13 protein-coding genes are annotated in these 12,249 nt (G+C 56.7%); 5 read left to right on the forward strand and 8 right to left on the reverse strand.

The window, feature by feature from the left end:
- Positions 1-45: 45 nt before the first annotated feature.
- From KI379_RS24545 to KI379_RS24560, 4 genes are all read right to left on the reverse strand, one after another.
- On the reverse strand, positions 46-642 hold the full coding sequence (locus KI379_RS24545; protein ID WP_084204193.1) for a glycerol-3-phosphate responsive antiterminator: 597 nt from the start codon (positions 640-642) through the stop codon (positions 46-48).
- Positions 643-686: 44 nt separating this feature from the next.
- Positions 687-1,526, reverse strand: a complete 840-nt coding sequence (locus tag KI379_RS24550) for a metallophosphoesterase family protein (RefSeq protein ID WP_076175630.1) — start codon at positions 1,524-1,526, stop codon at positions 687-689.
- A gap of 106 nt (positions 1,527-1,632) precedes the next feature.
- Positions 1,633-2,307 carry a hypothetical protein gene (locus tag KI379_RS24555; protein WP_212985195.1) on the reverse strand — a complete coding sequence of 225 codons (675 nt, stop codon included), beginning with the start codon at positions 2,305-2,307 and terminating at the stop codon, positions 1,633-1,635.
- Positions 2,280-3,287 (reverse strand): ROK family protein, encoded by a 1,008-nt coding sequence (locus tag KI379_RS24560; RefSeq protein WP_212985196.1) that lies wholly within the window; start codon positions 3,285-3,287, stop codon positions 2,280-2,282. The genes KI379_RS24555 and KI379_RS24560 overlap by 28 nt, the downstream gene beginning before the upstream one ends.
- A gap of 304 nt (positions 3,288-3,591) precedes the next feature.
- Between KI379_RS24560 and KI379_RS24565 the strand changes: the two genes are divergently transcribed.
- The 3 genes from KI379_RS24565 to KI379_RS24575 all read left to right on the forward strand — a co-directional run bounded on the left by KI379_RS24565 (position 3,592) and on the right by KI379_RS24575 (position 6,803).
- Positions 3,592-4,725: a CobW family GTP-binding protein gene (locus KI379_RS24565; RefSeq protein WP_212985197.1), complete on the forward strand. Its 1,134-nt coding sequence runs from the start codon at positions 3,592-3,594 to the stop codon at positions 4,723-4,725.
- Positions 4,726-4,760: 35 nt separating this feature from the next.
- The gene (locus KI379_RS24570) at positions 4,761-5,753 is read left to right on the forward strand and encodes a permease (protein ID WP_212985198.1); all 993 of its coding nucleotides are present in this window, start codon (positions 4,761-4,763) and stop codon (positions 5,751-5,753) included.
- Between the two features lie 108 nt (positions 5,754-5,861).
- Positions 5,862-6,803: a TIGR03943 family putative permease subunit gene (locus tag KI379_RS24575; protein WP_212985199.1), complete on the forward strand. Its 942-nt coding sequence runs from the start codon at positions 5,862-5,864 to the stop codon at positions 6,801-6,803.
- A 123-nt stretch (positions 6,804-6,926) separates the two neighbouring features.
- Here the strand turns inward: KI379_RS24575 and KI379_RS24580 are convergent, their stop codons facing one another.
- Both KI379_RS24580 and KI379_RS24585 read right to left on the reverse strand, forming a co-directional pair.
- On the reverse strand, positions 6,927-7,781 hold the full coding sequence (locus tag KI379_RS24580) for an NAD-dependent epimerase/dehydratase family protein (protein WP_089548651.1): 855 nt from the start codon (positions 7,779-7,781) through the stop codon (positions 6,927-6,929).
- Between the two features lie 58 nt (positions 7,782-7,839).
- Positions 7,840-8,778 (reverse strand): aldo/keto reductase family protein, encoded by a 939-nt coding sequence (locus KI379_RS24585; protein WP_089548652.1) that lies wholly within the window; start codon positions 8,776-8,778, stop codon positions 7,840-7,842.
- Positions 8,779-8,924: 146 nt separating this feature from the next.
- Here KI379_RS24585 and KI379_RS24590 point away from each other — a divergent pair, with 146 nt between their 5' ends.
- Positions 8,925-9,269, forward strand: a complete 345-nt coding sequence (locus KI379_RS24590) for a winged helix-turn-helix transcriptional regulator (protein WP_076175611.1) — start codon at positions 8,925-8,927, stop codon at positions 9,267-9,269.
- Between the two features lie 44 nt (positions 9,270-9,313).
- On the opposite strand, the gene KI379_RS24595 is transcribed toward KI379_RS24590, so the two are convergent.
- On the reverse strand, positions 9,314-10,819 hold the full coding sequence (locus KI379_RS24595; RefSeq protein ID WP_212985200.1) for a serine hydrolase domain-containing protein: 1,506 nt from the start codon (positions 10,817-10,819) through the stop codon (positions 9,314-9,316).
- Positions 10,820-11,006: 187 nt separating this feature from the next.
- A complete protein-coding gene (locus KI379_RS24600; RefSeq protein ID WP_076175606.1) occupies positions 11,007-11,300 on the reverse strand; it encodes a hypothetical protein in 294 nt (97 codons plus the stop codon).
- 223 nt (positions 11,301-11,523) lie between these two features.
- Between KI379_RS24600 and KI379_RS24605 the strand changes: the two genes are divergently transcribed.
- Entirely contained in the window at positions 11,524-12,102 is a 579-nt protein-coding gene (locus KI379_RS24605; protein WP_212985201.1) for a TetR/AcrR family transcriptional regulator, read from the forward strand.
- Positions 12,103-12,249: the final 147 nt, after the last annotated feature.

Here is a 12,249-nt window from a genome sequence, read left to right on the forward strand (position 1 = left end):
AAGGGACAACTATTAACGCGGTTTATGCGGAATATTAACGGGACATCAAATGATCTTTCTTCTCCACAGCTCGGGACGGGAAGCGGAAATGGCCGTCGCTCCCTGATCCAGGCACTCCTGTGCGTGGCTGTGCTCATACAGCAGGCCGCCGGTGATGATCGGGAGTTCCGTAAAACTCTTCACCCTGCGGATCATGTCCGGAATGCGGGCAGGCATCAGCTCGATGATGTCCGGCTCGGCCTGGGACAGGCTCTTCGCGATGTTCTCCAGCCCTTCGCTGTCGACGAGAAAGAAACGCTGCACCGTGAGCAGCCCCATTTTTTTGGCGGTTTTGATGACGCTGGTTTTGGTCGAAATGATGCCGACCGGGCGGATGCTCTTGGCCAAATAGTCCAGGCCGTAATGGTCCGTGCTGAGCCCGCCGATTTTTTCCAAATGCATAAACACCGGCAGACCGTGCTCCCGGAATACGTTCACATAGCCTTTGGCGACACCGATATGGCCCATCAAGAGAAAGACGCCGCTCAGCTCATCCCGGTGCTTCAAGGCGATTTCAATATGGCGGGGGTCTTTGATGGAGGCAATCCGTTTATGCTTGGCGAGACCTTTGAAAAAATGCTCCCGGGTCATAACGTCATTCATGCGTGTACAGCCTCCCTTTCACGAAGGTCGTGATTACTCTATATTCAGATTTGCGGCGCAATCGGCAGCGGAACGAGGAGAGCCCGGTCGTCCTCCATCCCTCTGGCATCCGGATTCGGGCTGAAATGCTTCATATGCTGGTGAAGGAGCGCCATGTGATCCGGCAGCGTCGGGTCCATCACTTCGACCGGTGTGATGCGGATCGCGTCCTCCGCGATATCGACGATCCGGAAGCCCGGCTGATCCAGGCAGGCCGACAGCTGCACGAACGACCAGTCCTGCCGGTGCGCGATCGAGTCCATATGCGTATGGCCGTTGAAATAGATGCCAATGCCCTGCTTTTGGTTCAAAATGCTCCACATGTCGATGATGGGATGAATCGAACCCTTATCCTTCTCCGAACCCGCCGTCGTATTGTACACGGGGTGATGGCCGAAGACGAGGAGCGGCTTGTCGCCTGACAGTCCTACCTGCTCCTCAAGCCAGCCCAACTGTTCGGGATCGAGCCAGCCGCCCCAGTCCTTAAAATCCATTTCCTTGGCCGTGTCGAGAAACACGAGCATCGCTTGATCCGTGTCGATGGCATGGTACCTCTCCTGGCCCGTCATCTCCAGCACCTCGGCTCTGCGCTGCGCATACAAGTCATGATTGCCCAGCACGTGTATAAACGTCTTGTCCTGGCGGCGAAGCAGGTCGTACACTTCGCGAAGCTCGGAGGCCGTGCCGAAGTTGGTGAGATCCCCCAGCGAAATATACAGGTCCGCTTCCTGCTCCAAAAACTGCTCCAGCACCGTTTGATAGAATGCACGCCGTGCTTCCTTCAGCCCCGGTACCGACTCGTCGATTTCGTGGTAATGCAAATCACCCAACAGCGCCAATCTCATTATTTCTCTCCTCCCGGCTTGTTCGAATTGGATTTTTCCTCCTTCATCTTATCGATGGATTGTTTCCGATCCGTTAATTGGGAAGGCTGATTATGTAAAATTACGGTTAATCGATTCGTGTCGTCCCCGTGTTGTTGGGGTTAGCCTCGTCCTGAGTCACCTGCTGGATGATGTTTCCGCTCTGGTCGTAGCCCGTAATTTCGAACTTCGTACCCTGTGACGCATCCAAAAACACGTAAAACAATTTGAAGTTTTGCTCGATGGGAATGATTTGCGCCTGCTTCTCATAGCCGGTAGGGTCCTTGACCACGATGCGGCTGATGTCGGGATGCAGAGCGATGCCATAATACATGGGAAAGGGAGAGCTGCCGAATTCCGTACCCTCCGTCCCGGGTAAGTACACGGCATAGAAGCCCTCCTTCCGAGCTTCGGCGTCGGAAAGTCCGGGGTGATAGTTGGAGGCTCCGAAGCTTCCCCCATAGCCCCACTTCCAGCCTTTTTCGAATTTCCTTACATATTCTGCAGCGATGGTGTACCCACCGCTGGGTGTCTTCCGCAGGAAAAATGCCACCTCCCCGTCAGCAACCGGACGCTCATCGATCATATAGGACACGTACTCCTCGCCCCGGATCTTCTCAATCGCCTCCACAACCGTCGGGCTCCCTTCCGCTTTCCTGTCTTGAAGGCCGAACAACTTTCCCTCGAAAGCGTAAATAACGACCAGGATGACCGCAGCCAGCACCAGCAGCATAATCAGCCTGTTAGCCCATTGTCTGACCATGAATTCCCTCCTTTCAAGCGTCCGTCTGCGTACACAGCGGCGCCCAGCATCCCGGCCCTGTCCCCAAGCTCGGCCTGTACGATGCGGCAGACCCCGGCGGACAGCTGCAGCGCATGGCGGGCTACCGTCTCGCGCACCGGGCGCAAGAGCCGCTCCCCGGCCGCGGCCATGCCGCCGCCTACAATGATCAGCTCGGGATTCAACAGATTGATGGCGTTCGCTAGTCCATACCCGAGCAGTTCTCCCGTCTCGTGCATGACTTCAATAGCGAGCGCGTCCTGCAGATCATAGGCGTCCGAAATGAGCTGTGCCGTCATTTGCGAGGAGTCGTTGCCCGTCCACTCCTGAATGACGCTCCTCCGTCCTTCCACTAACTTTTCCGCAAACGTTCGGACCATACCCACCGCGGACACGTAGCGGCCGAGGCAGCCCGAGCTGCCGCAGCGGCACGGCCGCCCTTCCCTGTACATGTTCATGTGGCCGATCTCGCCTGCGCTCGAAGACGTGCCGTAGACAACCTTCCCCTGATAAATTATTCCCGAGCCCAGTCCGGTTCCCAAAGTAATGAGCATCAGGTTCCTGCAGCCCCTGCCGGCGCCAAACCGCCACTCCCCGTACATGTTGACGCGCACATCATTATCGATGAAAACCGGAAAAGCGAACTCCTCCCGCATCCGGTTTACGACGTGGATATTTTCCCATTCCGGAAAGTTGGGAGACAGAATCGACAGCCCTTCCCGCGGATCCAGGAGCCCCGGAATGCCCATCCCCATGCAGCTCACGTCCATCGGCCCGATCCCCGCTTCCTTCATCAGTTCATGAACGATCCGCTTCATCCGGTTCAGCACATGCTCCGGTCCCTTGTCCGCTTCGGTGGCGTCCATTCTTGCCGCGGCAATCCTCCAACCGGCATCCGCGTCAAATACCGCCGATTTGATCCGGGTTCCGCCGAGGTCCATGCCAATGACAAATTTGCTCATGCCTTCCTTTTCCTCCTCCGGAAATCCTTGGTTACTGACATAAACCTATCATAAACGACTTCGCTCCGGATATGAATGGATCTATAGCATTCTTTTCCAGATTTCTCCTCAGCAGGTTGCCCGGTAATGGCATCAATCGCCGCGGTTCTGAATCTATCAGCACCTTCCGGGCTGCCGAGTTCATAGGCATTAAATCGTAATCTTTACGTATAGATAAAATGGGAGAAAAATTCACGCTTGGTACAGGCCATATCCCTGGGCCTGCTCTATATTCGACAACGAGGATAAAGGAGATGAATCGCGTATGAAAACGCCAGTCATCATATTAAGCGGATTTTTGGGAAGCGGAAAAACGACGCTGCTGCTGTCCGTGCTCAAGGAGTGCTCGGCCCGGGGGCTGACCCCCGGCATCCTGATGAACGAGCTGGGCAAACGGGATGTGGATGGAACGATTCTGGAGGAACAAGCGGGGGTTCAGGTGCAGAAGCTGCTGGACGGGTGCGTCTGCTGCAGCCGGAAAAGCGAGCTGCCGCAAGGTCTGTCCACCCTGCTGGAGCGGTCGCCCGACGTCATCGTCATCGAGCTCACCGGCGTCGCCGATCCGGAAGAAATCCGCCACACCCTTCAAGAGCCGGGGCTTGCCGGCCGGTTACGGCACCATTATACGGTGACGATGCTCGACGCGGAGAACGTGCTGGAGTTCAACAGCCGCTTCTCCGCCGACAAAGAGCTGGTCCGCACGCTGCGCAAGCAGATCGAAAGCGCCGATCTGGTCGCGGTCAACAAGCAGGATCTGGCCGCCCCGGGCACGATCGGTAAGATCGAAAGCATGATCCGTAAGCATAATCCCGAGGCTGCGATCGTATACACAGAATATAGCCGGATTGACCTGTCCAGACTGCTGGACGGGGTTAACCGCCGCCAAGCGTCCAAGGTCGCTGCTGTCCGGGCTGGTGCACAGACCCCGGCGCAGGAGGCGCTGAGCAGCCAGGCGCAGCACAGGTTCGGTGGAGCTGTTGACCCAGCCGCTTCGCATGCTCACCACCTTGCCCATAACGGTCACGGTGCGGGATCTACGGCCACTGCCCACGTGCATGAAGGACATGGCGGCCACGGTGGGCATGAACATCTTGACGAGGCGGTCTCTTTTTCCAAAGTCAGCACCGTCACGCTGACCTTTCCCCCGGCGGAGCAAAGCCCGGCTTCCCTGTCCAGGGAGCGGCTGGAGGCGTTCTTCCATGATTGCGGAGACGCGCTTCTTCGTGCCAAGGGGCATGTGGCGCTCGCACGCCATGAACCGGTCCAGCTCGTCCAGTATGCCGGGACACGCACGTTCTGGGAAAACTCCCGCTACCCCGGCGCACCGTACCTCGTCATGATCGGCCTGAATTTGAACGAGGCGCGGCTGAAGGAACGCTGGTCCGAACTGTTTCGTTAAGCTTCATCATTTCTGTGGAAGGAGCTGATCCCGCCTTGACCACCCTCTCCCCTTTTAAAATCGTCCCGCTGCTTCTTCCCGCCGCCTTTCTGATCATCCTGCTCGTCCTGTGGCTGCCGGAGCGCATCGAGCTGCTGGATAACGTCTATTTGGACACGTTCAAAACCAGCTTCGTCGGCATTCTGCTGGAGGCGCTGCCGTTCGTGCTGGCCGGGGCGCTGCTCTCATCGCTGCTGCAGGTGTTTGTGCCGGACGAGGTCATGTCGCGCTGGATTCCGAAGAAGCCGGTTCCGGCCATCCTGTTCGCCTGTCTCCTCGGCGTGATCTTCCCGGTGTGCGAGTGCGGCATGATCCCGCTCGTCCGCCGGCTCATTCATAAAGGCATGCCCGTGTATGTCGCGATCGTGTTCATTTTGTCCGGACCGATCATCAATCCGGTCGTCTACGGAGCCACCTTCATGGCGTTCCGCAGCCACCCGGATCTCGCATACGCCCGGATGGGACTGGCCTTCGCCGTCGCTTTCCTGATCGGGCTCATCGTCTACGTTACGGTAAAAAAATCGCCGGTGAGATGGTCGATGGAGCGGGAAACCGGCGGGAATGCTCATCTCCATGCCGCACGCGGCGGCCGGCTGGCGTCGGTATTCGTCCATACGTCGGACGAGTTTTTCGACATGGGCAAATATTTGATCATCGGCTGCCTGCTGACGGCGGGCATTCAGACGTTTATGGTCCGGGAAAGCCTCTCCGCCATCGGCGGCCATCCGCTGGGCTCGTATCTGTTCATGATGGGGCTCGCCTTTGCGCTCTCCCTGTGCTCCACGTCGGACGCTTTTGTCGCTTCCACCTTCCTGCACACCTTTCCCGCCGGCTCGCTGATCGCGTTCATGGTGCTGGGCCCGATGCTGGATTTCAAAAACGCCATGATGCTGATGGCGCTGTTCAAAACCAAGTTCGCCCTCTATCTGTTCTTCCTGATCGCCGCCTGCGTCTTTGTCGGTTCGGTTCTGATTTCGGTCTGGCTGTAAACTTTTTGGCGGATGTAACATTCGATCTGGCTGTGAACGCCCATGCCAGGAACACGCCCGCGCAAGATGCGCGAACCCAATACATAATCCGACTGGAGGTAGAGCCAAGTGAACGACTCCCGCAGCATCCGGCTGCATTACCTGTTCCGGGCGGCCGTGCTGGCGGCTTTCGCCCTCTATATTCTGCACCTGATGCAGCAGGACGCGCTGCATTATTACGTCGCGCCCGCCCTGGCGAGATGGATCCGGCTGTGCCCGGTTCCGCTGGGCCTGATGGCGCTCAGCCTGGTGATCCAGGCGCTGCTCGGACGCAGCCAGGTGCTGTGCAACTGCGATCACCGTCTGCCTGCCGGCTTCTTGAAAAGCACCGGCCTGTACGGCTTGTTCGTGCTCCCGCTGCTGCTCGGGTTCCTCCTTCCGGATAAGGCCCTCGGCAGCATCGCCGCCGCCAAGAAGGGCATTTCCCTCTCCTATTCGGCGATGGAGCCGGAGAAGGCCATCCCCAGTGCGTCCACCGTGCCGGAGAAGTCAATTACCGGTACTGCCACAGAGCCGAATAAGGCAGTCTCCTTCGAAACTTCCGATCCGTATGCCAAGGAATTCGCCGAGCTCGCCAAACTGCTGTACGCCCAGCCCGTCATCCCGGTCTACCCGGCGATTTACTCCGAAACGTTCGGGGCGATCGAGATGTTCAAGGAGCAGTTTGAAGGCAAGGAAATCGCCGTTTCCGGCTTTGTTTATCGCGATCAGACGGGCGGAGCGAGCGGCCCTTTCGCGGTCAGCCGCTTTCTGGTGCAGTGCTGCACAGCGGACGCCACCCCTTTCGGCATTATGGTCGATCCGCAGCAGAAGCTGGCCCTGCCGGCCGATTCCTGGGTCAAGGTACAGGGCAAACTGAAGATCGTGTCTCAAGGGGGCAACAATTTGATCGAGATCGAGGCTTCGCAAATCACGCCGATTGCCCAGCCCCAGACCCCTTACATCTATACGAGCGCCGACTCGGTCGCCGCCTGGAAAGAGCTGCAGAAGGACGCCTCCAAGGCAAAATAGCAGGAAATGACCGACAAAAAACCAAGAAGACTCCGGAACGATGCCCGAGTCTTCTTGGTTTGGAGCTTGCATAGGAGTATCTATTTCTAGGTCCATGCTTCTTGCGGGTACTCCCAGCTGCGTTCAGCGAAGCTTTGCAACCTCGTCGCGCCAGCGGTGCTGCGGCTGCCAGCCGAGCAGGCGCTTCGCCTTCTCGTTGCTGAGCAGGGTCTCATGCCCCGCCAGCGGCGCGCGGATGTCCGTCACGCCGGGATACCTGGCGGCCAGCAGTTCGCGGCTCGGAACCGCCATGCTGGAGTCGTCGGCGGCCACGTTAAGGGCCACCGCACCGAGCCCGTCCGCCTCGACGGCCAGCCGGATGGCCGAAGCAGCGTCGCGGGTGTCGATGTAGCTCCACAGAATGCGGTCCCGTTCTTCGGGCTTGTCGATGAATGAGGGAAAACGCTCATACCATTCCGGAGGGATGACATTCCCGAGGCGAATGGAGACGACCTGCATGCCGGTGCGCCGGTGGAACATGTCGGCGGTCATTTCATTGACCACCTTGGACAGTCCGTAGCTGTCCTCGGGCAGCTGCGGATGCGCCTCGTCCACGGGCACGTATTGCGGGCTTAAGGGACTGACTGCAAATACGATGCCGTAGGACGATTCGCTGGACGCGATCACTGCTTTGCGGATTCCGAGGCCTGCGGCGGCCTCCAGCACGTTGTACGTCGACATGACGTTGTTCCGGAACGTAACTTCCGGCGTGCGGATATGCGCCGCCGGGATCGCCGCCAAATGAACGACGGCATCAGCCCCGGCCAGCGCGCCGTAGGTCTCTCCCAAATCCTCAAGATTCGCAATCAGCGTAGGGCAGAGGTTCTCGTCGGGACGCCGGAAGTCCACGTTCAGCACCTCATACCCCTGCTCGATAAAATGACGCACGACCCACTGTCCAAGCATGCCGCTTCCGCCTGTAATGACGACTTTGGCCACAAGTAACGCCTCCTCTTCGCTTCAGTTCAAACCTTGGCCGAACCCTTGGCCGGTCCGATTATTTCAGAATGTCTTCGATCCGCTCCTGCACGTCTTCGCTCAGGACGATGCCCGAAGCCTTGGCATTCTCCGTCACCTGCTCCGGACGGCTTGCGCCGACCAGCGCGCTGGCCACGTTGTCTTTGCGCAGAATCCACGCAAGGGCCAGGTTGCCGACGGAAATGCCGAGCTCTTTGGCGACGCCTTCAAGCTGCTGCACTTTGGCGATCTTTTCTTCGGTGATGCCTTTACGCATCCAATCGAGCTTCGCCGCGCGGCTGTCCTGTGGAATGTCGGAAGCCGACGTGTATTTGCCTGTCAACAGGCCTTGAGCCAGCGGGGAGAACACCACTTGTCCGATCCCTACGCGTTCACTGAGCGGCATGACTTCCTTCTCGATGTAGCGCTCAAACATGTTGTAAATCGGCTGGTTGACCACAATGCGGTCCAGCAGATAACGGTCGGCCACGCCGATCGCTTCGGCGATCTGCGATGCCTGCCATTCGCTCACGCCGACGTACAGCACTTTGCCCTGGCGAACCAGGTCGTCGATCGCGCGCAGCGTTTCTTCCAAAGGCGTCTCCGGATCATGACGGTGGCAGTAGAAAATGTCCACATAGTCATGTCCAAGCCGCTTCAGGCTGGCATTCGCCTGCTCCGTAATATGCTTGCGCGACAAGCCGCGGTCATTCGGGCCTTCGCCCATCGGCCAGAACGCCTTGGTCGCCAGCACGTAAGATTCGCGCGGATACGCTTTCAGCGCTTTGCCGACAAGCTCTTCCGCCGCGCCTTTTTCATAGACATTCGCCGTATCGAAAAAGTTAATGCCCAAATCGTATGCCGTTTTGATCGAATTCACCGCATTTTCGCGTTCTACGTAACCGCCATATGTAAGCCAGCTGCCCAAGCTGATTTCGCTGACTTTAAGCCCGCTTCTTCCCAGTCTCCGGTATTTCATTCCATCTACCTCCTTGTTGTCTTGTTACCCTTTTCATTCTATAAAAGTTCATATATGATTTAAAGAAGTGAAATGTTTTTCACTTAATTATATCAAGGGTAGATACTATATAGAGTATAGTTATATACATATAAGGAGGAGAGTCTATGGAAACAGTCAAAAAAGCGAGCAGTTACATTCCGAAAAACCCGACGCATATCGAATGCAACATTGAGAAAACACTGGATGTGCTGGGCGGAAAATGGGCCTTTCTCGTCATCCGCGAGCTGTTCTGCGGCACTCTTCGCTTTGGTGAGCTGCAGCGCCGTATCCCCAGCGTAAGCCCCCGTGCCCTGACCAGTACGCTGCGCCATTTGGAGGAGCAGGGCGTGCTGGAGCGGGAAGTATTCCCTACCGTACCGGTGACGGTGGAATACTCGCTCACGCCTAAGGGACAGGACCTGCATGTCATCTGCCATGAAATGAAGCTGTGGGCGGCCCGCTGGACTTAAGCAGCTCACGATCCGGAAATGTCATCAAGAAAAAAGCTCAGGCACTAGGCCTGGGCTTTTTGGTGTTCCCGTAATATCGCAACCATGCAGAAGGCCTTGCGGACAAAGCCGATCACGCCAAACGCCGACAGCAGCGCCAGCCAAATCACGACGCTCGGCATCAGCAGGAAAATTTGCTCCCATTTCAGCACTCTCCCGCCGCCAACGAAGGTCAGGATCTGCGGCAGGCTGATGAAAATCGCAAGCGGGATCAAGGTGGCGAGCATCCGCAGCGAAGTCAGCCAAACGCGGCGCTGCCGGGCCTTGTGTTCCCACCGATTCCAGCGGAAAAAGAATCCACGCACCCACAGCAGAACAGTCAGCAGCGTCAGCAGCGCGATCCCCGCTTCGATCATGCCTACGGAGATCGCTGACTTTGGCGGCTCCTCCCCGTTCAAAATGTCGGCAATGCCTGAAGCAAAGGTGCCATAGTTAACCAGCGCATTCAACCCGCTGCCAAACAGGATGACGATCCCGTAGCCGCTCTCCGGCATCAGCAGCTGATCCGCCTGATACGTCCACAAAATACCGTTATGACTCAACCTTGCACCGTCTACCGTCCATCCCATACCGTAACGGCTCTCCACACCGGCGGGAACCTCGCGCATTGCCGCAATACCCTCCGGGCTGAGCAGGCGTGTTCCCCCATAAGTCCCCCCGCCAAGCTGCAGCATCAGCCACCGCGCCATATCGTTTGCGGTCGAGACATTCCCTGCCGCTCCCTCCACGAACCAATCCGGTTCCTTCAAAGCGACCGGCTGGCCATAGAGCAGCATGTGGCCCGGTTCTTTAAAGGAACTGGTCAACGCGGCGTCCGTCGTACGGTCCATGTGCAGCGGAGCAAAGATGTGCTTTTGCAAATAGTCCGGAAAAGGCTCCTTGCTCACCGTCTCCACGATCAGCGCGAGCAGCTGATAATTGGTGTTATGGTAATGAAACGCCGTTCCCGGGTCGCTGGCGAGCTTGACCCCCTTCAACCGGGCGATCGACTCGCCGAGCGAAGCGGGCTGCGCCGAAAACGCCATTTCCGGAAACACGGTATCGGCCAGACCGCTAGTCTGGTTCAGCAGCTGCCGCACCGTGATCTCCTTCCCCCTCGGATCGTCCATCCGAAAGGATGGGAGAAGGTCCACCGCCTTGTCTTCCAGCCGGATCTTCCCCGCTTCAACCAGCTGCATGACGGCCAGCGCCGTGATCGACTTGCTCAGGGAAGCGACCGGAAGCGGCGTGTCCGGCGTGACGGCTGCTCCGCTTCCGGTTTCCCCGTACCCTTTTGAATATACAATTTCGCCGTCGTGGACAATCGCGACAGACAATCCGGGAATCCGGTTCTGATGCATGCGGGTCTCGATGAACCGGTCGATCTGATCCTCCCGGCCTGTCTCAAGCTTGGGAGCCGCTGACGCCAGGCTGGTGTAAGCTCCTGAGAAGACGGCTGCCAGGAGCAGCACGAGTATCATTTTTCGGGATATGAAGGCTATGGACCTCCGCTTTTCTTTACTCTTCATCATGAATTGAATTCCTCCTCTTGTATCGTAAGCCCAGTTTAGGAGCCAAAACGAAAGAGAAGTTAAAGACAATCCTTAAGAAAGAGTTAAGTTGAACACGACGAAGCTGCATGCTGGAATACCCACAAAAAAGAGGAGCAAGCGCAAAGCTTGATCCTCTCTTGATCTATCCACGCGAACGCAGGATAGGCTACCCGTTATTCGCGGCATAATCCGCATTCGCTTGTTCCAGCATGGTTTTCCAATCCTTAAAGTCGGTCTGCCGGGACACATGCCGATCCAGCAGCTCATCCGGTATTTTATTCAACTCTTCTTGGGTTTCCGCTTGAAAATTGCCATTTTCCAAAAAATCCTGAAAGCTGGCAAACGACGAATGCTTGCGCATAAACGAGCCGTTTAAAAGCTTGTCGAGGGCAATGCGGCCGGATTCTTCCTGCGCCGACTTTTGGCCTTTCAATTCCATCAGCAGATCGTCAAAGGACATGGATTTATTCTTTCTCAGAAGATCACTCCTAAATTGAATTTGTGCTCAGTATAACATATCAGGTTTCATTCTATCTCATACCTTTAAAAATCGGGCGTTTCCCCACCCATCGATGCGGGTCTAGTTGACTAAATATTCCCAGCATGTTATGTTGTTTTTGAACTGACCAGTCAGATTAATCCCGTCCACCGACGAATGAGATGGAAAGGACCGATACACCACCGTGAGCAAAGAAAAGATTCTGCACGCAGCCACCCGCGTCTTCTCCGAATACGGCTACCACCGGGCCAGCATGGATGAGATCGCCCAGCAGGCGCAGGTCGCCAAAGGCACGTTGTACTACAACTTTCCGGGAAAGTCCCAGCTGTTCAAAGCCGTGGTAAAAGCCGGATTCGAGGACATCATGGAGCGGACGAAAACCGACCTTAGCTCCGCGCTTCCGATCAAAGAGCAGATTCTTCGGGTTCTCCGCCACCATCTGGACTTGTTCCTCGACTCCCGCCATTTTGCCCATATCGTATTCAACGAAATTTCCAACGGCATTGAGCCCGATGTGCTGGATGAACTGAAGCAGCTCCGGCGCGAGCATTTAAGCTTTCTGGCCGGCATTCTTAGAGAAGCCCAATGCGAGGGCGGCATTATGCGCGACGTTGACGCGGACCTGGCTGCAGCCAGTACGATCGGCATGCTGGAAAGCACATGCAATTATTATTTGAGCCACCAGGAGGAGTACAGCCGCGAGGACCTGGAAAACTTCGTATTCACGGTTGTCGCCGAAGGTCTGTTTAAGTCGCTTGATTAAGCAGGACCTTCTTTTGCCCACATCAAACTGACCAGTCAGTTCAAAAGACTGCAGCGTGTTAAACAGAAGAACTTTATTAGGAAACAGAGAGAGACCTAGACACAGAACCTATTTTCAGAAATTCATCCCATCTAGAAAAAGATCAGC

Origin of the sequence: Paenibacillus cineris (genome assembly GCF_018333335.1) — a bacterium.
Taxonomy (GTDB): domain Bacteria; phylum Bacillota; class Bacilli; order Paenibacillales; family Paenibacillaceae; genus Paenibacillus_AQ; species Paenibacillus_AQ favisporus.